Annotated in this window: 18 protein-coding genes; 10 read left to right on the top strand and 8 right to left on the bottom strand. The window is 63.1% G+C overall.

Features of this window, described 5'->3' with window-relative positions:
- The first annotated feature begins 2 nt into the window (after window positions 1–2).
- The 4 genes from O7B34_RS12100 (at window position 3) to O7B34_RS12085 (ending at window position 8,080) form a co-directional block, all read left to right on the top strand.
- Window positions 3–2,984 carry a sarcosine oxidase subunit alpha gene (locus O7B34_RS12100; protein WP_337146286.1) on the top strand — a complete coding sequence of 994 codons (2,982 nt, stop codon included), beginning with the start codon at window positions 3–5 and terminating at the stop codon, window positions 2,982–2,984.
- Complete coding sequence (locus O7B34_RS12095; RefSeq protein WP_337146285.1) at window positions 2,977–3,603, top strand: sarcosine oxidase subunit gamma; 627 nt, start codon at window positions 2,977–2,979, stop codon at window positions 3,601–3,603. The genes O7B34_RS12100 and O7B34_RS12095 overlap by 8 nt, the downstream gene beginning before the upstream one ends.
- A 142-nt stretch (window positions 3,604–3,745) precedes the next feature.
- The gene (locus O7B34_RS12090; protein WP_337146284.1) at window positions 3,746–6,115 is read left to right on the top strand and encodes a DUF1989 domain-containing protein; all 2,370 of its coding nucleotides are present in this window, start codon (window positions 3,746–3,748) and stop codon (window positions 6,113–6,115) included.
- 255 nt (window positions 6,116–6,370) lie between these two features.
- Window positions 6,371–8,080 (top strand): APC family permease, encoded by a 1,710-nt coding sequence (locus O7B34_RS12085; protein ID WP_337146283.1) that lies wholly within the window; start codon window positions 6,371–6,373, stop codon window positions 8,078–8,080.
- An 82-nt stretch (window positions 8,081–8,162) separates the two neighbouring features.
- Here the strand turns inward: O7B34_RS12085 and O7B34_RS12080 are convergent, their stop codons facing one another.
- The 4 genes from O7B34_RS12080 to O7B34_RS12065 all read right to left on the bottom strand — a co-directional run bounded on the left by O7B34_RS12080 (window position 8,163) and on the right by O7B34_RS12065 (window position 15,195).
- Window positions 8,163–11,303: an efflux RND transporter permease subunit gene (locus O7B34_RS12080; RefSeq protein WP_337146282.1), complete on the bottom strand. Its 3,141-nt coding sequence runs from the start codon at window positions 11,301–11,303 to the stop codon at window positions 8,163–8,165.
- 258 nt (window positions 11,304–11,561) lie between these two features.
- The gene (locus O7B34_RS12075) at window positions 11,562–12,704 is read right to left on the bottom strand and encodes an efflux RND transporter periplasmic adaptor subunit (RefSeq protein WP_027142247.1); all 1,143 of its coding nucleotides are present in this window, start codon (window positions 12,702–12,704) and stop codon (window positions 11,562–11,564) included.
- 54 nt (window positions 12,705–12,758) lie between these two features.
- Window positions 12,759–13,364 (bottom strand): TetR family transcriptional regulator, encoded by a 606-nt coding sequence (locus O7B34_RS12070; RefSeq protein ID WP_337146281.1) that lies wholly within the window; start codon window positions 13,362–13,364, stop codon window positions 12,759–12,761.
- A 190-nt stretch (window positions 13,365–13,554) separates the two neighbouring features.
- Window positions 13,555–15,195 (bottom strand): acyl-CoA synthetase, encoded by a 1,641-nt coding sequence (locus O7B34_RS12065; RefSeq protein WP_337146280.1) that lies wholly within the window; start codon window positions 15,193–15,195, stop codon window positions 13,555–13,557.
- A gap of 202 nt (window positions 15,196–15,397) precedes the next feature.
- On the opposite strand from O7B34_RS12065, the gene O7B34_RS12060 reads away from it, so the two are divergent.
- The 4 genes from O7B34_RS12060 (at window position 15,398) to O7B34_RS12045 (ending at window position 19,135) form a co-directional block, all read left to right on the top strand.
- Window positions 15,398–16,363, top strand: coding sequence for a sugar-binding transcriptional regulator (locus tag O7B34_RS12060; protein ID WP_140714682.1), 966 nt, complete (start codon window positions 15,398–15,400; stop codon window positions 16,361–16,363).
- Between the two features lie 86 nt (window positions 16,364–16,449).
- Window positions 16,450–18,504, top strand: a complete 2,055-nt coding sequence (locus O7B34_RS12055) for a bifunctional aldolase/short-chain dehydrogenase (RefSeq protein ID WP_337146279.1) — start codon at window positions 16,450–16,452, stop codon at window positions 18,502–18,504.
- A gap of 108 nt (window positions 18,505–18,612) precedes the next feature.
- Window positions 18,613–18,873 (top strand): ribbon-helix-helix domain-containing protein, encoded by a 261-nt coding sequence (locus tag O7B34_RS12050; protein WP_337146278.1) that lies wholly within the window; start codon window positions 18,613–18,615, stop codon window positions 18,871–18,873.
- The gene (locus O7B34_RS12045; RefSeq protein WP_337146277.1) at window positions 18,866–19,135 is read left to right on the top strand and encodes a type II toxin-antitoxin system RelE/ParE family toxin; all 270 of its coding nucleotides are present in this window, start codon (window positions 18,866–18,868) and stop codon (window positions 19,133–19,135) included. The genes O7B34_RS12050 and O7B34_RS12045 overlap by 8 nt, the downstream gene beginning before the upstream one ends.
- A 578-nt stretch (window positions 19,136–19,713) precedes the next feature.
- Here the strand turns inward: O7B34_RS12045 and O7B34_RS12040 are convergent.
- From O7B34_RS12040 to O7B34_RS12025, 4 genes are all read right to left on the bottom strand, one after another.
- Complete coding sequence (locus O7B34_RS12040) at window positions 19,714–20,541, bottom strand: toll/interleukin-1 receptor domain-containing protein (RefSeq protein WP_337146276.1); 828 nt, start codon at window positions 20,539–20,541, stop codon at window positions 19,714–19,716.
- Window positions 20,542–20,711: 170 nt separating this feature from the next.
- Entirely contained in the window at window positions 20,712–21,764 is a 1,053-nt protein-coding gene (locus O7B34_RS12035; protein WP_140714686.1) for a substrate-binding domain-containing protein, read from the bottom strand.
- 49 nt (window positions 21,765–21,813) lie between these two features.
- Window positions 21,814–22,809 (bottom strand): ABC transporter permease, encoded by a 996-nt coding sequence (locus tag O7B34_RS12030; protein ID WP_337146417.1) that lies wholly within the window; start codon window positions 22,807–22,809, stop codon window positions 21,814–21,816.
- A gap of 81 nt (window positions 22,810–22,890) precedes the next feature.
- Window positions 22,891–24,402, bottom strand: a complete 1,512-nt coding sequence (locus O7B34_RS12025; RefSeq protein WP_337146416.1) for a sugar ABC transporter ATP-binding protein — start codon at window positions 24,400–24,402, stop codon at window positions 22,891–22,893.
- A gap of 135 nt (window positions 24,403–24,537) precedes the next feature.
- Between O7B34_RS12025 and mtnK the strand changes: the two genes are divergently transcribed.
- Both mtnK and mtnA read left to right on the top strand, forming a co-directional pair.
- On the top strand, window positions 24,538–25,809 hold the full coding sequence (gene mtnK, locus O7B34_RS12020) for an S-methyl-5-thioribose kinase (protein WP_337146275.1): 1,272 nt from the start codon (window positions 24,538–24,540) through the stop codon (window positions 25,807–25,809).
- Complete coding sequence (gene mtnA / locus O7B34_RS12015) at window positions 25,806–26,900, top strand: S-methyl-5-thioribose-1-phosphate isomerase (protein WP_337146274.1); 1,095 nt, start codon at window positions 25,806–25,808, stop codon at window positions 26,898–26,900. Before mtnK ends, mtnA begins: the two co-directional genes overlap by 4 nt.
- The last annotated feature ends 61 nt before the right edge of the window (window positions 26,901–26,961 follow it).

Genomic DNA, 26,961 nt, shown 5'->3' with positions numbered 1-26,961 from the left:
TCGTGACTTCCTTTCAATCCAATCGCCTCGCCGACGGCGGTCTCGTCGACCGCTCGGCGCCGCTGAATTTCAGTTTCGACGGCAAGAGCTTCTCCGGTTTCAAAGGCGACACGCTTGCCTCGGCATTGGTTGCCAACGGCGTCAAGCTGGTTGGCCGCTCGTTCAAGTATCACCGCCCGCGCGGCATCCTGACCGCTGGGTCGGAAGAGCCCAATGCGCTGGTCGAATTGCGCAGCGGTGCACGGCGCGAGCCGAACACCAAGGCGACGACAGCGGAGCTCTATGAAGGGCTCGACGCCGCCAGCCAGAACCGCTGGCCGTCGCTCGACTTTGACGTGATGTCGGTCAACCAGCTGTTCGCGCCGATCTTCGTTGCCGGCTTCTACTACAAGACCTTCATGTGGCCGGCGAAGTTCTGGGAAGCGATCTACGAACCGGCGATCCGCCGCGCCGCCGGCCTCGGCCGCGCCGCGGGCGCCGCCGATCCCGACCATTACGACAAGGCCTGGGCGCATTGCGACGTGCTGATCGCCGGCTCTGGCCCGACTGGCCTTGCGGCCGCTCTCGCAGCAGGCCGCAGCGGTGCCCGCGTCATCCTGTGCGAAGAGGATTTTGTCCTCGGCGGCCGCCTGCTTGCCGATGGCGGCATGATCGACGGATTACCTGCCGCCGAATGGATTGCGCGCACGCTCAGTGAGCTTGCCGCCATGCCCGATGTCCGCATCATGACGCGCACGACGCTGTTCGGCGTCTATGATGGCGGCACCTACGGCGCGATCGAGCGCGTCAACGACCACCTGCCCTCGCCGCCGGAGCACCAGGTGCGCCAGCGGCTATGGCGGATCGTGGCCAAGCGCTGCGTCGTCGCGGCGGGCGCGCTCGAACGGCCAATCGTCTTTGCCGGCAACGACACGCCGGGCGTGATGATGGCGTCCGCCATGCGCAGCTATATCGCACGTTACGCTGCGGCGCCGGCCAAGCGCATCGCGCTGTTCACCAACAATGAGGATGGTTGGCGCACGGTCGAGACGGCACTCGGCGCCGGGCTGCAAGTAGCCGCCGTGATCGACGCGCGTGCGGAAATCGCGCCCGAGCACCGCTCGCTTGCCAGCAACGGCGGCTTTCCCATCCTGCATGGCACCGTCAGCGGCATCGACGGCGGCAAGAATGGCGTGCGCAAAATTTCCGTCGCGCTCACCGGCGGCGCGCGTGCCGAAGTGGAAGCCGACGGGCTCGCCGTTTCCGGCGGCTGGAACCCGGCGGTCGGGCTCACCTCCTACCATCGCGGCCGGCCGAAATGGCGCGACGACATCGCCGCCTTCGTGCCCGACGGCGCGCCTCCGGGAATGGTCGCGGCTGGTGCCGCCAACGGCGCCTTCGGACTTGGCGCCTGCCTGCGCGAAGGATTCGCGGCGGGCGCGGCGGCGGCACGTGATGCCGGACACGGCAATGGTCCAGGCTCCACGCCGGTGGCCGACGACCAAGCCTTTTCGCTCACGCCGCTGTGGCATGTCGCGGGCAAGGGCAAAGCCTTCGTCGACCAGCAGCATGATGTCACCGCATCGGATATCGAGCTGGCACAGCGCGAAGGTTTTGAATCGGTCGAACACCTGAAGCGCTACACCACACTCGGCATGGCGACCGACCAGGGCAAGACCTCGAACGTCGCCGGCCTCGCCATCATGGCGGCGGTCACTGGCAAATCCATTCCCGAGACCGGCACGACGATCTACCGGCCGCCCTATGTGCCGGTCGCCATCGGCGCCTTCGCCGGCCATCATCGCGACGAGAATTTTCACGCGACGCGGCTGACGCCATCGCATCACTGGGCCGCCGAACAGGGTGCAATCTTCGTCGACACCGGCCTGTGGAAGCGCGCGCAATGGTATCCGCGCGCCGGCGAGAAGGACTGGCTGGAATCGGTGACCCGCGAGGTCAAGGCAGTGCGCTCCGGCGTCGGCTTCTGCGATGTCTCGACGCTTGGCAAGATCGACGTGCATGGCGCCGACGCCGGCGCCTTCCTCGACCGCGTCTACATCAACACCTTCTCCAATCTTGCGGTGGGAAAAGCGCGCTACGGACTGATGCTGCGCGAGGACGGCATCGTCTACGATGACGGCACCACGTCGCGCCTGGCCGAGGACCACTATTTCCTGACCACCACAACCGCCAAGGCCGGACCGGTGATGCAGCATCTCGAATTCTGCCGGCAGGTGCTGTTCCCTGAACTCGATGTCCAGCTGACTTCGGTCTCCGATCAGTGGGCACAATTTTCGATCGCCGGACCCAAAACCCGCGACCTGTTGAAAGAGATCGTCGATCCTTCGGAAGACCTTTCCAACGAAGGCTTCCCCTTCATGGGCGCACGCGAAGTCGCGTTGCGCGGCGGCGTCAGGGCGCGGCTGTTCCGCATCTCCTTCTCCGGCGAAATGGCGTTCGAGATTTCGGTTCCGGCGCGCTACGGCGAGGCGATGGCCCGCAATCTGATGATCGCGGGCAAGCCGTTCGGCGTGACGCCTTACGGCACCGAGGCGCTCGGCGTCATGCGCATCGAAAAAGGTCATGTCGCGGGACCGGAGCTCAGCGGCACGACCACCGCGGCCGATCTCGGCCTTGGCAAGATGATGTCAACCAAGAAGGATTTCATCGGCCGCGTCATGGCCGGCCGCGAGGCGCTGGTTGCGGCGGATCGGCAGGTCGTCGTTGGCATCAAGCCGACCGACAAGACGCGACGGCTACGCTCCGGCGCGCACATCATTCCGAAGGGGCAGACACCCGGTCCTGATAGTGACCAGGGCTACATCACCTCGGTCTGCTACTCGCCGACGGCAGACCAATGGATCGGGCTTGCGCTTGTCGAGCGCGGTCGCGAGCGCATCGGCGAGATCGTGCATGCGCACGATCCGCTGCGCGGCGAAAACTATGAAGTCGAGATTTGCAACCCCGTCTTCTACGATCCGGATGGAGGGCGCCAGCGTGGCTGAGTTTTCCTGGGAAACCCGCAGCCCGCTCCATCGCGCGCTGGTTTCGGGACCATATGGCGCGCATGGCGAGGCCGGCGTCACCCTGACCGAAATTCGCAATTTCGATCTCGTCCAGGTGATGGCGCGACGCGGCAAGGCGGCCGAGATGGCGAGCGCCGCTAACGCGCATTTCGGCGTAGCGGTCCCGGAAACACCGAAGACGGCTGGAGCAGCCGAAGCCACGCTCATCTGGTCGGGACCGGATCAGTTCTTCGTGCTGTCGAAAGGCGGCAGACATCAGGTGGGGTCGCTGGCTCCAGGTTTCGCGGCCTCGGCTTCGCTGTCGGACCAGTCGCATGCGCGGGTGTTGATCCGCATTTCCGGCGACAAGGCGCGCGCCCTGCTCGCCAAACTGTCGTCGATCGATCTATATCCGGCGGCGTTCCCGGTCGGAACCGCGGCAGCCACCTCGATGGACCACACCAGCGTCACGCTGTGGCGCGGCAATGATGCGCGGGACGGACAGGCGGTGTTCAACGTCCTGGTGTTCGCGACGTTCGCCGAGAGCTTGTGGCATACTATGCTGGACTCCGGTGCCGAGTATGGTGTCGAGATCGGGCATTCGGAGGACTTGGCGTAGCATGGCGCACCTGTCCTTCTCCCCTTGCGGGAGAAGGAAGAAGCGCCACCCTCCGCCTTGCCAAACTCCGCTCCGCTGCTATTCTTGCTGCTAAAATAATTTCACGCACAGGCAAACTTGTTTCTCGAACCGCAAGGCTGAGATGAGCCAGTCGCCCTACCCCGCCGTGACAGCCGGACCGCCCAGGCCAAGCCTCATCCTGAGGCCGGGCCAGATCGCGCTGCCGGCCGGCATGGAGCGCTATACAGTACAGGGCAATGGCGCGGTGCTGATCGAGGTCGAGGCCGGCGATACGATCACGGTACGCAATGTCGAGGGTGGCCAGGCCTGCGAGTTGCTGGCCTGGGACAAGTCGGGCGTCACCGACCCCGGCATTCTCGGCGAAAAATCGAACAGCAATGCCGCCGGCATCAAGGCGCTGCTCTCCGAGGGCGACGACAGTCTCGGCACCCTGCGCCGCGGCCTCGAGCGTCGCCGGGTTCAGCTCGACAAGGCCAAGGCTGTGCGCGTGTTTGGCGGCACCACTCCGGCCGGTGCCGAGCAGGCATTCGCGATAGCGCGCGATGGCTCGATGGTCATTGCCGCGCCCGGCGGGCCGATGCTGGTCGACGGCCACGACACGGCGACGCCGCTCAGCGTCATCGTGCGGCGCAACACAATCCGCCTGAAAACAGAATCCCGGCTTGCCGATCCACTGGCCGATCCGGTGCTCGATCTGCGCGTCCATTCGGCGACGGCGGAGTCCTATTTCGTCAAGGCGGGCGACTATCTGCAGATCATCGATGTCGACGGGCGCCAGTGCACCGACTTCCAGTGTTTTTCGGCGCGCAAGCTGGACAAGGGGCTCGACCATCCGCTCGACGTCACGACGACGCGCACGCTGATGGGCGCGAGCTATCCGATGCCCGGCCTGCATTCGAAATACTACGACCAGGACATGGAGCCGCTGGTCGAGGTGGTGCAGGACACGTGCGGCCGGCACGACGCCTTCGCGCTCGCCTGTGCGGCGAAGTATTACGACGACATCGGCTATCCCGGCCACATCAACTGCTCGGAGAATTTCAACCGCGCGCTCACGGGCAAGGGCGTCAATTCCCGCGCCGGCTGGATGGCGATCAACTTTTTCTTCAACACGGCGATCGACGCTCATGGCGTCATGGTGTCGGACGAGCCATGGTCGCGAGCCGGCGACTATGTTCTGCTCAGGGCGCTCACCGACATCGTCTGCGTCTCCTCCGCCTGTCCTGACGACACGACGCCGGCCAATGGCTGGGACCTGACCGACATCCATGTGCGGACCTATTCCGGTCAGCACAAATTCTCGCGAGCGATCGCCAGACGCATGACGCCCGATTCGGAACCCAAAATGACCCGCGAGACAGCTTTTCATTCGAGCTTTGCCAAACACACGCGCGACTTCGTCGAGTACAGGGGCTATTGGCTGGCCAACTCGTTCGCCAAAGAAGGGCCTATCGCCGAATACTGGGCCTGCCGGCAGGATGCGGTGATCATGGACCTGTCGCCGCTTCGCAAATTCGAGGTCACCGGTCCGGATGCCGAAGCGCTGCTGCAATACACGCTGACGCGTGACGTCAAGAAGCTCGGCGTCGGCCAGGTCGTCTACTCCGCCATGTGCTACGAGCATGGCGGCATGATCGACGACGGCACGCTGCTCAGGCTCGGCAAGGACAATTTCCGCTGGGTCGGCGGCGACGATCTCTCCGGCGAATGGCTGCGCGAGACGGCGACAAAGCTCGGCCTCAACGTGTTGGTGCGCTCGTCCACCGACCAGATGCACAACATCGCCGTGCAAGGGCCAAAGAGCCGCGACATCCTGAAACAGGTGATCTGGACCTCCCCGCTGCAGCCCTCGATCGAGGAACTCGAATGGTTCCGCTTCGCGATCGCCAGGATCGGCGGCGGCAATGGCATTCCCATCGTCGTCTCGCGCACCGGCTATACCGGCGAACTCGGCTACGAGATCTGGTGCCATCCGCGCGACGCCGAAAAGGTGTTCGACGCCATCTGGGAAGCCGGCCAGCCGCATGGGCTGAAGCCGATGGGACTGCAGGCGCTCGACATGGTGCGCATCGAGGCCGGGCTGATCTTCGCCGGTTACGAGTTTTCCGACCAGACCGACCCGTTCGAGGCGGGCATCGGCTTTACCGTGCCGCTGAAGACCAAGACCGACAATTTCATCGGCCGCGAGGCGCTGATCCGGCGCAAGGACCATCCTCAGACGAAGCTGGTCGGCCTCGACATAGACAGCAATGTCGACGTCGGCCATGGCGACTGCATCCATATCGGCCGCGCCCAGATCGGCGTCGTCACGTCGGGCATGCGCTCGCCGGTGCTGAACAAAAACATCGCGCTGGCGCGGCTCGACGTCACCCACGCGGCAATCGGCACGGAGGTCGAGATCGGCAAGCTCGATGGTCATGCCAAGCGGCTGCCGGCCCGGGTCGTCGCCTTTGCCCACTACGATCCGCAAAAGACCAAACCACGTTCCTGACGATTGCCCTTTTTGGGCTCTCAAAGCGCCCGCCGGCCGCCCCGCCGGATGCTTTTTCATCCGCGCGCGCAAGCGTGATGTGCATGGTTTCACAAATCGCTTGACGTGAAAGCGCGCCGGATCAATCTTCACTGTTAAGAAAAAAATACGACTGAGTGGAAACACTGCGGCCGGAACGATCATTTGCCGGGGAGCAAGCTTCGCGTAGCCGAGGCATCGCTGGCGGGGAACATCGAAAAAGGGGAACTCATCGACATGAGCACGATAAGTACGGTCCTGGACCAGCCTGCCGAAAGCAAGCTGCTCAGGCATATCGACTGGCGCGGCGCCTTCTGGGTGGCGAGTGGCGTTCCGGCGCTGGTCCTGTTCTCGATCGGCGGCATTGCCGGCACGACGGGAAAGCTGGCTTTCCTGATCTGGACGGTGTCCATGATCATGGGCTTCCTGCAGTCCTTCACCTATGCCGAGATCGCCGGCCTGTTCCCGAACAAATCCGGCGGCGCCTCGATCTATGGCGCCACCGCCTGGCTGCGCTATTCCAAGTTCATCGCGCCGCTGTCGGTGTGGTGCAATTGGTTCGCCTGGTCGCCGGTGCTGTCGCTCGGCTGCTCGATCGCCGCCGCCTATATCCTCAACGCGCTGGCGCCGGTGCCGCTGTTCACCGAAACTTCGCCCGATGTCGTCGCCTACATCGCCGCGCATGCCGGAACGGTTCCCGCCGATGCCATCACCGCGGTGACGGCCGCCGCGACACCAGCTATCCGTAACTGGACGCTGTGGAGCCATACGCTCGGACCGGTCTCGTTCACGCTCAACGCCACCTTCTTCATTGGCGCGGTGCTGATGCTGATCATCTTCTCGATCCAGCATCGCGGCATCCTGGGCACCGCCAGCGTGCAGAAATATATCGGCCTGCTGGTCATCATCCCGATGCTGATCGTCGGCGTGGTGCCGATCTTCACCGGCCAGATCGACTGGTCGAACTTTTCGCCGCTGGTGCCGCTGGCCTCCGCCTACGCACCCGAACCCGGCTCCTGGAACATCGCCGGCTGGACATTGGCGCTCGGCGGCATGTTCATCGCCGCGTGGTCGACCTATGGCTTCGAAACGGCCGTCTGCTACACGTCGGAGTTCAAGAACCCCGGCACCGATACGTTCAAGGCCATCTTCTATTCCGGCCTGCTCTGCATGCTTTTGTTCATCCTGGTGCCCTTCACTTTCCAGGGGGTGCTGGGCCTGAACGGCATGCTGGCAACGCCGATCGTCGACGGCTCCGGCGTGGCCGATGCTCTGGCCGGCATGGTCGGCGGCGGCAAGATCATTCACAGCCTCCTGGTGATGCTGATGATCCTGGCGCTGGTGCTGTGCATCATGACGGCGATGGCCGGCTCCTCGCGCACGCTCTACCAAGGCTCGGTCGACGGCTGGCTGCCGCGTTATCTCAGCCACGTCAACGAGCACGGTGCGCCGACGCGGGCCATGTGGACCGACCTCTGTTTCAACCTGATCGTGCTGGCTATCGCCTCGGCCGACGCGACGAGCTTCTTCTTCATCCTCGCCGTGTCAAACTGCGGCTACATCATCTTCAACTTCCTCAACCTTAATGCCGGCTGGATCCACCGCATCGATAACGGCCATATCGCACGGCCATGGAAAGCGCCTAGCTGGCTGTTGGGGATTGGGGCGATCTTCGCCTATGTCAACGCCATCTTCATGGGCGCAGGCGCCAAGGTTTGGAACCCGATGGCTCTGTGGGCCGGCTTGATCACCGCCGCGCTGATCATCCCGGTGTTCTGCTTCCGCCACTACATCCAGGACAAGGGCAAATTCCCCGACCACATGCTGGCCGATCTCGGCATGAGCTCGGCCGATCTAAAGGTCAGGAAGGCGGGTATGCTGCCCTATCTGACGCTGGTCGCCGGTGTGGCGGTCATGCTCATCGCCAATTGGGTATTCGTCATCTGATGGCCTGACCGCCAAGCGGCTCAAACCACTGTTGCATTAAGGGAAAACCGGCCAGTCGCAAATTCGACCGGCCGGTTTTGTATTATTCCGCCGCCAACGCCAATTGCGGCCGTTCGACGCCTTCGATCTCCACTGGCGCCTGCTCGTCGGTCTTGGCTTTCTTGGGCTCGCGACCGAAGAAGAGCGCATACCCCGCCGGCAGCACCAGGATGGTCAGCACAGTGGCGACGAGAATGCCGCCCATCATGGCGTAGGCGAGCGGGCCCCAGAACACGGCGCGCGAGATCGGAATCAGGGCCAGCACAGCCGTCATCGCCGTCAGCACGATCGGCCTGAAGCGGCGCACCGCCGAGCCGATGATCGCTTCGGAACGGTCCATGCCCCTGGCGATGTCCTGGTCGATCTGGTCGACCAGGATGATCGAGTTGCGCATGATAATGCCGAGCAGCGCGATGACGCCGAGGATGGCGACGAAGCCGAACGGCGCACCGCTGATCAGCAGAGCGGCGGCGGCACCGATGATACCGAGCGGGCCGGTCGCCAGCACCAGCATCGCCTTGCCGAAGTTCTGCAACTGGATCATCAGGAGCACGACGATGATGGCCAGCATGATCGGCGCCTTGGCGGCGATCGAAGCCTGGCTTTCGGCCGAATCCTCGGCCCCGCCCTGGATCTCGATCTTGTAGCCGGGCGCCAGGCCGTCACGCAGACCCTGCAAGTCCTTGTACATCTTGGTGACGACGTCGTTGGACTGCACGCCGTCGGGCAGTGTGGCGCGCACGCTGATCGTCGGCAGGCGGTCGCGGCGCCACTCTATGCCTTGCTCCAGCACAGGCACCACCTTGGCGACCTGCGACAGCGGCACGAAACCGCCGAAATCGGTCGGGATATAGACCGAGTCGACCGAGGACAGCAGGCTGCGGCTGGCATCCGGCTCGCGGGCGACGATGGATACCGTCTCCTCGCCGTCGCGGAAATCGTCGAGCGGCGCGCCGGACATCGCGGCCTGCAGCATTTGGCGGATGCGCTGCGAGGTGACGCCGAGCGCACGGGCGCGATCCTGATCGATGACCAGTTTCATCGCCGGAACGGGCTCCAGCCAGTCGTCATGGACGGCGCCGAGCAGCGGATCCTGCCGGAACTTCGCCTTCACCTGGTCGGCGATGCGGCGCACCTCCTGGCGGTCCGGACCCATGACACGCATCTGCACCGGCCAGCCGGTTGGCGGTCCGAGGAACAGGCGGTCGACCTTGGCACGGATCGATGGGAAATCCTGCGCCAGAACCGTGCGCAGCTTGACGATCAGCCGCTCGCGCGCCGGCTCGTCATTGGCCATGACAAGCAACTGGGCGAAGTTCGGGTTGCGCAGTTGCTGGTCGAGCGGCAGGAAGAAGCGCGGGGCGCCCTCGCCGATATAGGTGGCGATGAAACGCTTGTCCTTGTCGTCCATCATCTTGGCTTCCAGGGCCTTGGCCTGCGTCTCGACCTCCTTGATGCTGGTGCCTTCCGGCAGCCAGAGGTCGACGAGGATTTCCGGCCGCGACGATTGCGGGAAGAAATTCTGCGGGATGAACTGGAACGCCCACAGGCTGGTGCCGAAAGTCACCAGCGTCATCACCAGGACGATGATGCGATGGCGCACGGCCCAGCCGACCGTGGCACGCAGCCGACGATAGAAGCTCGTGTCGAAGGCGTCGTGATGGCTGCCGGCATGCTTGCGCTGCTTGAGGATCATATGGCCGAGCCACGGCGTGAAATAGACCGCCACGAACCACGACACGATCAGCGCGATGCCGACGACATAGAACAGGGTACGCACATATTCGCCAGCCGTCGAAGCGGCGAAGCCGACAGGGATGAAGCCGGCGGTGGTGATCAGCGTGCCGGTCAGCATCGGGAAGGCGGTCGAGGAATAGGCGAAGCTCGCCGCCTCGATCTTGACCAGCCCCTCCTCGAGCTTGCGCTCCATCATCTCGACGACGATCATGGCATCGTCGACGAGCAGGCCGAGCGCGATGATCAGCGCGCCCAGCGAAATGCGCTGCAGGTCGATGCCGATCTCGTACATGATGGCGAAGGTGGCGGCGAGCACCAGCGGTATGGCGATGGCGATCACCAGGCCCGAGCGCCAGCCGATCGACAGGAACGAGACGACCAGCACGATCAGCAGCGCTTCGCCGAGCGCATGCATGAATTCGGCTACCGCGTCCGTGACGACGCCCGGCTGGTCGGAAATCTGGTCGACCGAAACGCCATAGGGCAGCGCTTCCTCGAAGTGCTTGTAGGTCGCCTCGACATCCTTGCCGACGTCGGTGACTTTAAAACCCTTGGCCATGACGACGCCAAGCTGCACGCTGTCGTGACCATTGAAGCGGTATTTGCGCTGGAAGGGGTCTTCCAGCCCCGAAGTGACGGTGGCGATGTCGCCAAGCCGGGTGACCTGGCCGCCGGCGCGCAGGCGCAGCTCGCGGATGTCGGCGGCCTTGGCGACGTCGCCTTCGACCGAAATGCGCACCGAATTGACGCCGGTGTCGACGGAACCAGCCGGGTCGACATTGTTCTGGCCCTTGATCGCGTTCTGCACGTCGGTCAGCGTCAGGCCGCGTTCGGCCAGCGCCTTGGACGAGACATCGATGTAGAGCTTTTCCGGCTGGTCGCCGATGATGACCGCCTTTTCGACGCCAGGCGTCGTCAACAGCATATCGCGCGCCTGGATGGCGAACTTCTTCAGCTCGGGATAGGAGAAGCCGTCGCCGCTGATCGAATGCAGCGTGATGAAGGTGTCACCGAATTCGTCGTTGAAATAGGGACCGAGCAGACCCTGCGGCAGGTCGCCCGATATGTCGCCGACCTTCTTGCGCACCTGATAGAAAGCATCCGTCACTTCGGCAGCGTTGGTGTCGCCCTTGATCTGGACGGTGATGATGGCGCTGCCGGCGCGGGTGAAGGAACGCACGAAGTCGAGATGCGGCGTCTCCTGCAGCTTGCGCTCGATCTTGTTGACGACCTGGTCTTCCATCTCCTGGATCGAGGAGCCCGGCCAGATCGCCTGCACGACCATGACGCGGAAGGTGAAGTCGGGATCCTCCTTCTGGCCCATGCGCATCAGGCCGAGCGCGCCGGCGATGATGATCAGCCCGAACAGGAAGCGGGCGATGGAGGGATGGCCGATTGCCCAACGAGAGAGATTGAAGGGCCGCTTTTCTTCAGTGGAGGTCGTCATCGGTGGTGGTCCACTTTGCTTGGTTGCCGGCGCCCTGGTGCTTCGGGGAAGGTGCTACAAAGAAGCGCGGCGCGCGAAACGAAATCATCTGCGTTCGATACTGGTTTCCGGGCGGCGTCGCTCTTCGAGCGGAGAGACACTCATCGCGGTGGGACGCGAGGGTCGATGCGGGGGTACATCGGCCTTGACGTCTCGACCTTTCGGGCACGCCGCCCGGAAACCTGCGGCCGCGGGAACGCGCGGCCGACCTGTCTGTCGTCAGCGCAGCTGGCTGGCGTCCCCGCCCTCGGCCGAGGCGGACTGCTGTGTGATGCCGCCGGCGAGTTTCACCTTCAGGTCCTCGGTCATGAACTGCGTACCGGCGGCGACCACGATATCGCCCGGTTTCAATCCCTCCGCGACACGCACGCCATCGGCGGCGAACTTGGCGACCTTGACCGGACGGGCATGAACCGTGTCGGCTCCGCGATCGACCGTCCAGACGATCGACTGGCTGTCTTTCTCGGCGAGCGCGCTCAGCGGGATGGACACGAGTTGCTTTTCATTAGCCGCCGACGCCTCGATATTGGCGGTCATGCCGAGCAGCACGCGCGGGTCGTTGGGCAGGCTGACGCGGACGGCAAAGGTGCGCGACTGCGGATCGGCGCTGCCGGCGACCTCGCGAACCTTGCCGTCGAGCGCCAGAGCGGCATCGGACCAGAAGCCCGCCTTGACGTCCTTGCCCGGCTTGAACTGCGCGATCTCCATTTCCGGAACCGCGATCAGCACTTCCTTTTCGCCATCGACCGCGACGGTGACCACCGGCGTGCCCGACCCGACCACCTGGCCGACATCGGCGTTGACCGCCGTGACGATGCCGTCCCTGTCGGCCTTGAGGTCGGTATAGCCGACCTGGTTCCTGGCCTGGGCAAGCGTCGAGCGGGCAGAGTCGCGCGTGGCGACGGCCTGGTCATAGGTCAGCGTTGCCTGTTCGAGCTGCGATTTCGGCGCGAAGTTCTTGGCGAAAAGCTGCTCGGCGCGCTTGCGGGCGAGTTCGACGGTCTCGACCTGCCGTTCGGAGGCATCCAGCGCGGCCTGCGCGCTCTTGACCGACAGGTCATAGTCGGAGGGATCGATACGGGCCAGCACATCGCCAGGCGCCACGCGCTGGCCGATGTCGACGAGACGCTCGGTGATCTTGCCGTTGACCCGGAAACCCAGTGTGCTCTCGGTGCGAGCGCGCACCGATCCGGAATAGGACAGCGTGCGCGTGTCATGGGCCTGGGCGATCTCGACGACCTTGACCGGGCGAATGATGTCCTTCACCTCCGCTTTTTCCTGCGAGCAGCCGGCGAGCCCAAGCGATGCGACGATCAGGCCGGCAGCTGGCAGCTTGCGAAGGATGGAACTGGGCAAAAACATATTGATACTCCCGACTGGAGACGGACTGTCGAAACCGGCGCCGGCTGGCGGCGGCTATTTCAAGGCTCTGATTGCGTAATCGATGAGTTCGTCGGGCATCGCCCGATTGGTCTTGGCGAGGCACTGCGCCACCATCTGCGGATGGCACAGGATGACGGTGGCGGCACCGAAACAGCGCGACGCGGTCACCGGATCCTGTTTCCTGAACTCGCCGGCCTCGATGCCCTCGCGGATCACCTCGGCGAAGAGATCGTGGATGCTGTCGACATGCTTGTCGATGACGCCCCAGTCGCGCTCGAGGGCGACGATGACCATCTCGTGGACCTTCTGGTCGTCGAGCATGACCTCCATCGTCATCTTGTACTGCGCATGCACGTAACGCCGCAGCCGCTCCTCGGCGCTGACCGGCAGGTGCATGATCTCGTAGGCCATCTTGTAGCTGGCGCCGAGCATCCGGCCACAGACGGCCTGGTGGATTTCGACTTTGGAGGCAAAGAAACGGTAGATGTTGGCCGGCGACATGCCGAGTTCGCGGGCAATGTCGGCGACATTGGTCTTGCCGTAGCCATAGTGGCGGAACAGGCGCTCGGCGCAATCGAGAATGCGCGTCACATTTTCCTGTCGGGCGACGTCGGCGACGATGTTGGCGGCTTCGGACATAGCTCTCTGTCAAATAACGAGTGACGAATTTCGATTTTCATCACTCGTAAATCGAAAAGAGCACTGTGTCAACGCGGATTCGATGTACGCGTACGATAGGTGACAGATGGTGACATCCCATAGACGTCACAAGGCGCCCTCAGGATGCGGGGCACTGAAAATAATTCTCTCGAAAAGGCGCGGGACGGCTTCAGGCGACCTTGGCCATTTCCCGCAGCCGGAATTTCTGGATCTTGCCGGTCGAGGTCTTCGGTATCTCGGCGAAGATCACCGCTTTCGGCACCTTGAAGCGGGCAAGCAGCGTCCGGCAGTGCTCGATGATCTCTGCCTCGCTCGCCACCTTGCCCGGTTTCAGCTCGATATAGGCAACAGGCACCTCGCCCCATTTGTCGTCATGGCGCGCCACGACGCCGCAGGAGGCGACGGCGGGATGCTTGTAAAGCGCGTCCTCGACCTCGATCGAGGAAATGTTCTCGCCACCGGAGATGATTATGTCCTTGGAGCGGTCCTTGAGCTGGATGTAGCCGTCGGGGTGCATGACGCCGAGATCACCGGAGTGGAACCAGCCGCCGGCGAAAGCCTCGTCGGTCGCCTTGCGGTTCTTCAGATAGCCCTTCATGACGATGTTGCCCCGGAACATGACCTCGCCGATGGTCTCGCCGTCGGCGGGGGTTTCGGCCATGGTCTCGGGGTCCATCACCGTCAGGCCTTCGAGCGCGGCGTAGCGCACGCCCTGCCGTGCCTTCTTGCCCGCCCTCGCCCCTTTGTCGAGCGCGTCCCAGCCATTATGCCATTCGTTGACGACAGCCGGACCATACGTTTCGGTCAATCCGTAGAGGTGGGTGACGGCGAAGCCGGCATCGGACATCCCCGACAGCACGGCTTCGGGCGGCGGCGCGGCCGCCGTGTTGAAGGTGACGGTTTGCGCAAACGCGCGCTTGTCCTCCTCCCTGGCGTTGATCAGCACCGACATGACGACCGGCGCCCCGCACAGATGCGTGACGCCGTGGTCGGCGATGGCGTCATAGATCGGCTTCGGCCGCACCCAGCGCAGGCAGACATGCGTTCCGGCCTGGACCGCGAGCGTCCAGGGAAAACACCAGCCATTGCAATGGAACATCGGTAGCGTCCAGAGATAGACCGCGTGCTTGGCCATGCCGGCATGGATGGTGTTGGTGTAGGCCATCAGCGCGGCACCCCGGTGATGGTAGACGACGCCCTTGGGATTGCCTGTCGTGCCCGACGTGTAGTTGAGCGAGATCGCGTCCCATTCGTCGTCCGGCATCGACCAGGCGAACTCCTCGTCGCCATTGGCGACAAAGGCCTCATAGTCCACCGTGCCGACCCGCTCGCCTTTCGGATAGGGCGCGTCAGCGGCGTAATCGGGATCGTCGTAATCGATGACCAGCGGCTTGACCTTGGCCAGATCGAGCGCTTCCCGCACGACTCCGGAGAACTCGCGATCGACGATCAGCACCTTGGTCTCGGCATGATCGAGCTGGAAGGCGATGACCGCGGCGTCGAGGCGCGTGTTGAGCGAGTGCAGCACCGCCTTGGTCATCGGCACGCCGAAATGCGCCTCCAGCATCGGCGGCGTGTTCGACAGCATGACGGTCACCGTATCGCCCTTGCCGATGCGGTGCTGGTGCAGCGCCGAAGCGAGCTTCAGCGAGCGGCGCCAGAAATCGCGGTAGCTGATGCGCTGGCCGCCATGGATGATGGCGATGTGGTCGGGATAAGTCTTTGCAGCGCGCTCCAGATAGGTGAGCGGCGTCAGCGGCTGGTGGTTGGCGGCGTTCCTGTCGAGATCCTGTTCGTAGGGACTGGCCATCCCGTTCTCCCCAAAGTCTTTTCGAGCTTTCTAACCTTAGGCCCGTCGTCACGCTATCCCCCAGAAGGGCTGAGAATGCTATACTGCGCCGACTTGCTGGAACGGTGATCTCGATTGCGCCGCGCCGGCGGAAGATCCCTTCCTGCTCATCCAAATTTGACTTTTGTCGAGAGCCGTGACTAATGTCAGCCAAGGAGGCGGCATGGCGATCCGACCGGCAGAACAGCTCATCCACAAGGCGGCCTGGCTTTACTATGCCCACGGGCTTCGCCAGGACGAAGTGGCCAATCAGCTCAACATTTCGCGCGCTTCCGTCGCCATGTATCTGCGCAAGGCGCGCGAGACAGGCATCGTCAACATCTCGACCTCGACGCAGCTCTTCACCGACGACATCATGGCGCGCAGGCTGGAAGACGCCCTGAAGCTCGACGCCGTCTGGATCGCGCCGGAAAACGCCTACCTCGCCGATCCCTCGACCGATATCGCGGTGCTGGCGGCAAGCGTCTTCCTGGAACTCGTCAGGAAGGGCGACCGCATCGGCGTCGCCTGGGGCCGCACCGTCTACACCATCGCCGACATCATGTCCTATGCCGACCTGCAGGACGTCACCGTGGTGCAGCTCTGCGGCAATCTCGGCGCGCCCTACTCTTACCGGCCCGACCAGTGCACCATGGAAATCGCGCGGCGGCTCAATGCCAAGGGCCTCAATTTCTACGCGCCTCTGGTGCTGTCGACCGAGGAACTGGCGCAAGGCCTGCGCGCAGAGCCCGTGATCCGCGACCAGCTTGCCGGGATCAGCGACTGCGATCTTGCGCTCTACTCCATCGGCGCGGTCGATGCCGACAGCCACCTGGTGAAGTGTGGTGCGCTGACGGCAGCCGAGATGGCGGCACTGCGCAAGGAAGGTGCCGCCGGTGTCATTGCCGGGCAGATCATCGATGCCGGTGGCGAGTTGCTCGACTGCAGCTACAACCGGCGGGTCATCTCAGCGGGGCTTGCTTCACTGCGCGTCATCGGGAAGCGGCTGATGGTCGTGCAGGAAGACAGCAAGTTCGAGCCGCTGCTCGCGGCAATCGCCGGCGGCCTCTGCACGCATCTGGTGGTCGGCGCGCATATGGCGCAGCGGCTGCTCGATCATGCCGGAGCGTCAGCAGAAAAGGCATCCTGAAAACCAACCCTTTGCCGACGCATTGTCATCAAGGCGTCGCGGCATTCCTGTTTCACCATCAAAAACAGCAACTGGACGAAGCGAACATGAAGAACCTGTGGAACGACGACGCGGCCGAAAAACTCGTTGCCGATTATGCGAAGAAGGGCGTCGGCCGCGACCTGGCCTTGCGTGTCTACACGACGCGGCTTCTGGGCGGCGTGCCACAGCTGGTCCTGCATGGCGGCGGCAACACCTCCTGCAAGATCAAGGCGACCGACCTCGTCGGCGAGGAGTGGGACGTGCTGTGCGTCAAGGGCAGCGGCTGGGACATGGCCGTCATCGAGCCGCAGGGCCTGCCCGCCGTCAAGATGGGCGCCCTGCTCAAGGCGCGCAAGCTGGACAGGCTTTCCGACGAGGACATGGTCGCCCTGCAGCGGGCAAACCTGATCGACCCCGCCTCGCCCAACCCTTCTGTCGAGACCCTGCTGCATGCCTTCCTGCCGCACAAATTCGTCGACCACACCCATTCGACCGCCATCCTGGCCATTGTCGACCAGGAAGACAGCAAGCCGCTGGTGGCAAAGGTGTTCGGAGCAAAGATGGGCTACGTGCCCTACATCATGCCAGGCTTCGACCTCGCCAAGGCGGCGGCCGATGTTTTCGACGGCGACCCTGCGGTGGAAGGCCTGATCCTCGACAAGCATGGCGTCTTCACTTTCGGCGACGACGCCAGGCAAGCCTATGACCGGATGATCCACTATGTGAACGTCGCCGAGGACTATGTGGCCAAGCACGCCAAGCCCAAGGCTGCGAAGGCGGCATTGCCGGCAAGGCTGGCGACGCCGGCTTCCATCGCGCCCATGCTGCGCGGCGCTGTCGCGGCGCCACGCGGCGAAGGCCGCTTCGATCGCATGATCAGCGATTTCCGTACCTCGGACGCGATCGTCGATTTCATCAATTCGGCAGAGATCGCCGACTATGCACAACGTGGCGTGTCGACGCCGGATCTATCGATCCGCATCAAGACCGGGCCGATGGCGATGCCGGCGCCCGACGCCGACAAGGTCGGTGACTACAAGGCGGTGATCAAGAGCCATGTCGACGCCTTCGCCAGCGATTATCGTGCGTATTTCGAAACCAATGACGCGCTCGACGACATCAATCGCACCATGCTCGATCCCATGCCGCGGCTGACGCTGGTGCCGGGGCTCGGCATGTTCGGCCATGGCCGCACATTGAAGGACGCCAAGATCGCATCGGACGTCGGCGAGATGTGGATCGAGGCAGTGCGCGGCGCCGAGGCGGTCGGGCGTTTCCACCCATTGTCCAAGGCCGACCTGTTCCCGCTCGAATACTGGTCGCTGGAACAGGCCAAGCTTGCCTCCAACAAGCCGAAGCCGCTGACTGGACAAGTGGTGCTGATCACTGGCGGCGCCGGTGCGATCGGCGCGGCGACCGCAAAACTGTTCGCCGACAATGGCGCTCATGCTGTCGTTGTCGATCTCGACGCCGAAAAGGCCGTTGATGCCGCCAGGAAGGCCGGCAACAATTCGATCGGCGTTGGCGCCGACATAACCGACCCGGCTCAGATGCGCGCCGCCTTCGACAAGGCGGTTGCCGTGTTCGGCGGCGTCGACATATTGGTGTCCAATGCGGGTGCTGCCTGGGAAGGCCGCATCGGCGAGCTTGACGATGCGCTGCTGCGCAAGAGCTTCGAGCTCAATTTCTTCGCCCACCAGTCGGCGGCGCAGAACGCCGTGCGCATCATGCTCGAACAGGGCACCGGCGGCGCTCTCCTGTTCAACACCTCCAAGCAGGCGGTCAACCCCGGCCCGAAATTCGGCGCCTATGGTGTGCCGAAAGCGGCGACGCTGTTCCTGTCCAGGCAATACGCGCTCGACTACGGCGCCCACGGCATCCGTTCGAATGCCGTCAACGCCGACCGCATCCGCTCGGGTCTTTTGACGGACGCGATGATCGCCAGCCGCTCGGGCGCGCGCGGCGTGTCGGAGAAGGACTACATGTCCGGCAATCTGCTCGGCCAGGAAGTGACGGCGCAGGATGTGGCGCAGGCCTTCCTGCACCATGCCCTGGCCGACCGGACGACCGCCGATGTGACGACGGTCGACGGCGGCAACATTGCCGCGGCGCTGCGGTAGGCAATCTCTGCCATCGTTTAGAGCCAGGCAGGGATCGAGACGAAAGTCCTAACAAATATTGTTAGTTCTTGCGGGGTGCGCTATATAGTCGGCATGAAAGCCGAACCGATGCGCACCCTCACCATCTCGCTCACCGCGCAGCAGATTGCTCGCCTGCAAAGTGCGGTCGAAGGCGGGGCATACGCCTCCAATAGCGAGATTGTCCGCGATGCCTTGCGCCTGTGGGAGCAGCGCGAGGAATTGCGTGCGCTGGAGCTTGAGCACTTGAAACGCGCCTATGCCGATGGCATGGCCAGCGGCAAGCCAGTGGAAGTCGAACCCGCCGAGTTCATTCGAGGCCTGAAGGCAGAACGCCGCGCCCGTGGCTAAATATCGGTTCACACCGCGCGCCTCGCAGGATTTGCGAGATGTCTGGCACACCATCGCAATCGACAACGAAAAGGCAGCGGACAAGCTGCTGATGCGCATCTTCGACAAGCTGGATCTGGCGGCTCAGCACCCCAGGATAGGAGCAGCCCGCCCGGAATTGAGTGCAACAGCCCGAGTGCTGATCGAAGGCCGCTACATCGTCATCTACGAACCACAGCCAGCCTATCATCGCGCGCTGGGAGCGTTTTCAACGTTATGTTGAGCCGCCACAACTATGGATCTCAATAGCACCAGCATTAGAACGTATCGGTCCATAGCGCTTAGTTGATCGAACTTCACTTTAGGCGACCTCGCCATTTTATCGAGGAACGCTGGAATGTTTTGCCGCTCTCTAGACGACAGTAGGCCATGCAGATTCTCGGCATCTTCTGAGGTCAGGTGTCTTTCCGGTTGATGAGCAAGCTTATTTCGCAAATTTCCCACTGCGGTCAGTGCAGGTTTGATCTCTCGGTCCAGCCCGAGAGCGAAAGCCAACGCGCAACGCTTCGCGAAGTCCAAATTCATTGCGTTTAACTCTCCTGGCACTTTCACGCAGAGTCCGAGCAATTTATCGAGCTCAAAGTCGAGGTACGCGACACCACGGATAATCACAGTGAACGCGCCTTGCCCACTCATTGTGTCGTAGTATCTTTGTTCCGACGCGAGATTTATTACTGCCATGACTGTCCCCCAAATGCCTGCCTTTGACAGTGATAGCTTCGTAGCGACGTATCGATCCGACGGTCGGCCTAGGCATCAACGCGTGGCCGCTTAATCCAACTCAGTTTTGGAATGACTTGACTATAGTAGGCTGTAGAGTTCTTCAGCGATCTCTTTCACCGTTTTCAACGATGTGTTGAGGGCCACTTTGTCTGCAAGTACTGGACTGTACCTAGCCACCTCATCCTTGGAGACCTTGTGCCAGATGGGCAGAATCCGGGTCTGCCCTCCCACCTCCAGCGCCGTGAGACCATCAAGCTCCCGGGCAGGCCATTCCTTACTGAAGAATGCGCTTGAAAGAACAACAATGCCGAAACGGGAATTTCGGAGTCCCGCGTCTATGTTTCGTCTCAAACTGTCACCAATTTTAAGCGTAGCCTCATCATAGAAAACTTCTGCCCCAAGTGCGGACAGGTCCGACGCTAATCCGCGGACGAATGCGTCCTTGTCTTCGCTGGCGTGAGAGATGAAGAAATCAAATTTTCGGTCTGCGCTAAGAGCTGCTGACGATACATTCGCAATCTGGCGCATCTGCTCACTGATCAGCCTTGCCCTATTTTCCTGTTGGAGTATTAGCCGCTTCTGTTCATCAGCCACCTTTTTTCGGGACCGCCCATCCTCGGCAGCCTGCTTTGTGATGTAGCCGTTCAAATCCTTCGTCTTCGATGCGATCTTCCCGGATAGCTCAGCTCGCTTCTTGCCGATGGATGCGAGATCGTTTGACGTTCGCTCAATCTCCTTCAGTCTGGATGTGACGGTAGAGACTATCTTCGTGCGGCTGATAGCCTCTCTCGCACTGTTAATTTTCTTTAATGCGGCGGCTTCTTTCGACAGAAGGGCAGCATCTTCCTTCTGAAAACGGGCAATTTCGTTCTGAAGATGATTGATGTTGGAATGATATGACGGCATTTCCCCTCCCGCTCTATGCTGAAAAAAGGAACGGCGATGCTAATTCTTCCCGCAAACGACCTTCCAAGCACGGAGGCATCTTCGACAAAAAAACCGCCTACAACAAGTTGCTGCAGGCGGCTCCGTATATTGGTTAGAGGTTGGTCCGCTCGTTCCTTGTGGCCCGAAAGCTACTTCGCGTTGGGGTTCGGCATCCAGGCAGGCATGGCGACATCGGCGTGGGCGAACTGCGGCAGCTTGGCCGACAGGTCTTCCATGTTCTTGATGTCCTTGTCGATCAGTTCCTTCTGGGTGATCAGTGTCGGCGGCACGATGACGTTGTGGCCGGGATCTTCGCCGGCAAGCAACTGCGCCAGGGCGCGTACAGAGACCTGGCCGACGACGGCCGGGTTGGTCGCGGCGGTCGCGGCCCAGGCACTGTCGGGCTCGCGCATCGCCGCGATGTCGGACGTCGAAATGTCGGCCGAATAGATCTTGATCTTCTTGTTCAGGCTCGCTTCGTCGACGGCGATCTTCACGCCCTTGGCGAATTCGTCATAAGGGGCGAACATCACGTTGATGTCGGGGTGCGCCGACAGCACCGAGCGCGCCTGGTTGGCGACGGAGTTGGCGATCGGATTGTCGAGCGTGCCGAACATGGCGGCTTCCTTGATGCCGGCATATTTCTTCTTCACGTCGACCCAGGTTTCGTTGCGGCGGTCGAGCGGCGCGATGCCGGCGACGTAGACATAGCCGGCGTTCCAGCTTTCGCCATTGTCCTTGACTGCCTGTTCGAGCGCCAGCCGCGCCAGGTCCTTGTCCGACTGTTCGATCTGCGGGATCTTGGGGTTTTCGACATTGACGTCGAAGGCCACCACCTTGATGCCGGCGTCGACGGCACGCTGGGCGGCGTCCTTCATCGATTCCGTCAGGCCGTGCTGGATGATGATGCCCTGCACTCCGAGCGCGATCGCCTGGTCGACCATGTCGGCCTGAAGGGCGGCGTCCTGGCGGCTGTCGAGCACGCGCAGGTCGATGCCGAGCGCCTTCGACTGCGCCTCGACGCCCGACAGATAGGCCTGGAAGAAGTCGCCGGTCGAGAGATAGCGCACCAGCGCGATCTTGACGCCGGGCTTGTCGAATGGCGCCGGCTTATCGGCGGCCAATGCCGGGACCTGCATCAGCATGGTTGCGCCGGCGAGCCCGAGCGCCACTTTCCCCAGAAGTCTTCTTGTGATGTTCACCTTGTTTTCCTCCACTTTTTGTTGAACCCAAAATCCATCCGGCCGAATGCTAGCTTCTGGCCCTGCCCGAAAGGGCAAAGGTGAAGACAAGGGCGACGACCAGAACCACGCCCTTGACGAAATCCTGCGTGTAGTAGGGCGCGTTCATCATCGTCAGGCCCTGCAGCAAGATGCCGACGAACAGCGCGCCGATGGCGGTGCCGAAAGCGTTCGGCTTCGCGGCGCCAAGCACCGCGTAGCCGATCAGCGCCGCGGCAACCGCATCAAGCAGCAGATTATTACCCGAGGCGATGTCGCCGCGTCCAAGCCGGGCAGCGAGCAAAATGCCGCCGATCGAGGCAAAAACTCCTGAAATAACGTAGGCCCAGATCTTGTATGCCTTGACAGGCGCGCCGGCGAGTTCGGCGGCGCGCTCATTGCTGCCGACCGCATACATCATGCGGCCGAAGCGGGTGTATTCGAGGAAGAACCAGATCAGCACGGCCAGCACCAGAAGCACGACCACCGACACCGGAATGAGGTTCGGGATGAAGAAATCGAAGCGGTGGCGGCCAAGCGCCAGGAAGGCATCGGAGAATTTGCCGTTGGCGACCGAGCCATCGGGCATTGTCATGCCGGTGGCGATCGAGCGGCCTTCTGTCGGGATGCGCTGCAGGCCGACCAGCAGGAACATCATGCCGAGTGTCGCCAGCAGGTCCGGCACGCGCATATAGACGATCAGCCAGCCATTGATCAGGCCGACAATGGCGCCGATCAACAGGCAGACGATGACCGCCACGAACACGTTCTGCTCCAGCACCACCATGACATAGGCCGCCGCCATCATGGCCGAGGTCGCGACCGAACCGATCGACAGGTCGAAGCCGCCGACCACCAGGGTGGCGGTAACACCGAGCGCCAGCACGCCGGTGATGGCGACCGACTGGAAGATGAAGACGGCACTTTGCGGCGAGACGAACCCGTCGGCGGCGATCGCGAAATAGGCGACCAATCCGAACAACAGCACGATGAACCCATAGCGGATGGCGTAGTCGCGCAGCGTCATTCCGCGCACCCCGGCGCCGCTGCCGTTTTTACCCAACTCCAACCCATGGTCTCTCCATTCCAATTCCATCGGCCGCCACGCTCAGGCAGCGCTGTGCAGCGGTCCGCCCGCGACCTCGGCCAGCAGGCGATTTAGATCGACATCGGCGTTGCGGTGTTCGCCGACGATTGCGTGCTCCGACATCACCAGGATGCGGTCGGCGGTCTCCAGCGCTTCGTCGAGTTCGGTGACGAACAAAAGCGTGGCGCGGCCATTGGCGCTTGCCCTCAGCTTGGCCGCGATGTCGCGCCGGGCCGAAATGTCGACGCCCTGGAACGGCTCGTCGAGGATGAACAGCGCGGCATTCTGGGCCATCCAGCGGGCGACCATCACCTTCTGCTGGTTGCCGCCGGACAATGCCGACATGTCATCCTTTTCGGAGCGGCAGACGATGCCGAGCTGCTCGATCTGCCGGCGCGCGGTGGCGCGTTCGAGGCGGCGCTTGAGCACGCTGAAATTCGACATACGCTTCAGGAAAGGCAAGCTGACATTGCGCTCGATGTTGAAGCCGCCGACGATGCCGCTGGTGGCGCGATCCTTGGCGACGAGGAACACGCCGGCGGCGATTGCGTCGCCCGCCGAGCGCGGCGCGTAAGGCTTGCCGTTCATCGTCATGGTGCCGGCGAGTGGTCGGCGCACGCCGAACAGCGTCTCGGCAAGAGCGGTCTTGCCGACACCGACGAGACCGGTGATGGCGACCACTTCGCCATCGCCAAGCGACAGCGAAATCGGCTTGGCGCCCTGCGCGATGCGAAGGCCTTCGACGCTCAGGACCGCCCTGGCGGAACTCCTGGCGACGATCCGGTCGAGATGGATCTTGCGGCCGAGCATGGCGTTGACCGCGCCTTCATAGTCGAGCGGCTTGGTGTCGAAGGCGCCGGAGACGACACCGTCGCGCATCGAGACGATGCGGTCCGCAAGCCGCCTGATGTCCGACATGCGGTGCGAGATATAGAGGATCGCCACGCCTTGCTCGCGCAGCCGGTCGACCAGCGCGAACAGCCTGTCGGCTTCGGCGCTGGAGAGCGACGAGGTCGGCTCATCGAGGATCAGCACTTTCGGCTGGTGTGCCAGCGCACGGGCAATCGCCACCATCTGGCGATCGGCGAGCGAAAGGTCGCTGACGCGCGCCTTGAGATCGATGGCCAGCCCCATGCGGTCGGCGACCGCCTTGGCCTCGCGGCGCACCCGGGCGGGATTGAACAGGGTCGGCGCGCCTTTGCCGCTCAGCCTGTCGAGCGTGAGATTGGTGGCGACGTCGAGGTCGGCGACGACGCCGTCATTGATGTTCTGGTGCACGGTGACGACGCCGGCGCGGATCGCTTCCGCCGGCGTGTTCGGCGCAAAATCCTGCCCGGCAAGCGTCATGGTGCCGCCGCCACGCTCGTAGACGCCGCTGACGATCTTGACGAGGGTGGATTTGCCGGCGCCGTTGGCGCCCATCAGCACGGTCACTTCACCGGCATGGAGGTCCAGCGCGATGCCGCCAAGCACCTCGTTGCGGCCAAAGGATTTCCTCAGTCCCTCTACGCGGAACACGGCATTGCCGACCATGCGTTCCTCCCTGACCATGACGCTATGGTCAATATCGGCAATTGTCAACACGATTGACAATTGCCAGACAGCTTCCTAGCTTGGCCTCGCCGTCAAGGCTCCCTTATGATGGGAGCACAGGCGGGAGGGACAAGGATGACTGGGAAATTGCCGTTCGAAGCATTGTCGGTGGAGACGCTCGCAACACGTCTCGGCACGAACGAAGCGCTGTGCGCCAAGATCGGCAAGGATGCGAGCGCCTGGAAGGTCCGCGAGGTCGGGGACGGCAATCTGAACCTGGTGTTCATCGTCGAAGGCGCCAGTGGCGGCGCCATCGTCAAGCAGGCCCTGCCCTATGTCCGGCTGGTCGGCGACAGCTGGCCGCTGCCGCTGAAACGTTCCTTCTTCGAGTACCACGCGCTGACCCGGCAAGAGGCGCGCGCGCCGGGCTCGGTTCCGGCGATCTACTACTTCGACGAAGTCCAGGCGCTGATCATCATGGAATATCTGTCGCCGCACATCATCCTGCGGCGGGCGCTGATCGAAGGCCGGCAGTTGCCGAACATTGCCCGGGATATCGGGCTGTTCATGGCCCGCACGCTGTTCCGCGGTTCCGACCTGTCGATGGTGGCCAAGGAGCGCAAGGCGGACCTGGCGCTGTTCGCGGACAATGTCGAGCTTTGCGACATCACCGAGAACCTGGTGTTTTCCGACCCGTATTTCGACGCCAAGATGAACCGTCACACCAGTCCGCAGCTCGACGGTCTGGTGGCGGAACTGCGGGCCGACCGCGACCTCAAGGTGGAGGCGCAGCGGCTGAAGCATCTCTTCGCCACCAATGCCGAGACACTTCTGCATGGCGACCTGCATTCCGGCTCGATCATGGTCACCGACCAGGAAACGCGGATGATCGATCCGGAGTTCGCCTTCTACGGTCCGATGGCGTTCGACGCCGGCATGCTGCTCGCCAATTTCTGGATGTCGTTCTTCTCGCAAGGCGGGCATGAGCAGAAGGGCAAGCGCGACGCCATGCGCGCCTATCTGCTCGATGTCGTGGTCGAGACATGGGCGGTGTTCCGCGCCGAGTTCTCGCATCTGTGGCGCACCGAGCGCACCGGCATGCTCTACCAGAAGAGCCTGTTCGAGGATCAGGGCGACAGGCTGGGCGCCGAGCAGGCGCTCGACGATGTGCTGCACCAGATCTGGACCGATCTGCTCGGCTTTGCCGGCATCGAGGTGCACAGGCGCATCCTCGGCCTCGCCCACAATGCCGACTTCGAGACCATTGCCGATGAAGATCTGCGCGCCAGTTGTGAGGCGAAGGCACTGAAATTCGGCCGCCACATCGCCGTCAACCGGCGCCAGATTCACAGCATCGACGAGGTCAACAACCTGGCCGCGCTGATCGAACAGGAGAACAGCATTTGAACGTCGGCGACCGCCACTATCGGACCATCTGGCTCAGCGACGACGGCCGCTCGGTGGAGATCATCGACCAGCGCTGGCTGCCGCATGAATTCCGCATCGAGAAGCTTGGCACGGTCGCCGGCATCGCCACCGCGATCCGCGACATGTGGGTGCGCGGCGCACCGTTGATCGGGGTCACGGCGGCCTACGGCGTCGCCATGCAGATGGCGCACGATCCGTCCGACGAAGCGCTCGACAGCGTGTGGGAAACTCTGCACGAGACACGACCGACGGCGATCAACCTGCGCTGGGCGCTGGACGAGATGCGGCGTTTCCTGCGGCCGTTGCCGGCCGAACAACGCGCCGCGGCCGCCTATCGGCGCGCCAGTGAAATCGCCGACGAGGATGTCGGGCTCAACCGCGCCATCGGCGAGAACGGTCTCGCCATCATCAAGGACATCGCGGCGCGCAAGCAGCCGGGCGAGCCGGTCAATATCCTCACCCACTGCAATGCCGGCTGGCTGGCGACTGTCGACTATGGCACAGCCACCTCACCGATCTATCTCGCTGTAGAAGCCGGCATTCCGGTCCATGTCTATGTGGATGAAACACGCCCGCGCAACCAGGGCGCCCAGCTGACCGCCTGGGAAATGGCCGGCCATGGCGTGCCGCACACGTTGATCGTCGACAATGCCGGCGGCCATCTGATGCAGCGCGGCGCAATCGACATGGTCATCGTTGGCACCGACCGCACGACAGCCGACGGCGATGTCTGCAACAAGATCGGCACCTATCTGAAGGCGCTCGCCGCAGCCGACAACGACGTGCCGTTCTACGTCGCGCTGCCCTCTCCCACCATTGACTGGACGGTGGGCGACGGCCTCGCCGAAATCCCGATCGAGGAGCGCTCGGGCGACGAGGTATCGCTGGTCTGGGGCAAGACCGCCACGGGCGAGATCGCCCAGGTGCGTGTCTCGCCCGAAGCGACGCCGGCAAGGAACCCCGCCTTCGACGTGACGCCGGCACGGCTGGTGACCGGACTGATCACCGAGCGCGGCATCGCCAAGGCATCGCGCGAAGGGCTGAAGGCGATGTTCCCCGAGCAGGGATAATCAAAACCGAGCGGCGTCATCCGTTAGAGCGGTCCAGCTGGAATCGCCGACCGCTCCAACT

It is taken from the genome of Mesorhizobium sp. Cs1299R1N3, assembly GCF_037179625.1.
Lineage (GTDB): Bacteria > Pseudomonadota > Alphaproteobacteria > Rhizobiales > Rhizobiaceae > Mesorhizobium > Mesorhizobium salmacidum.
This window is presented reverse-complemented; position numbering and strand designations above follow the sequence as displayed.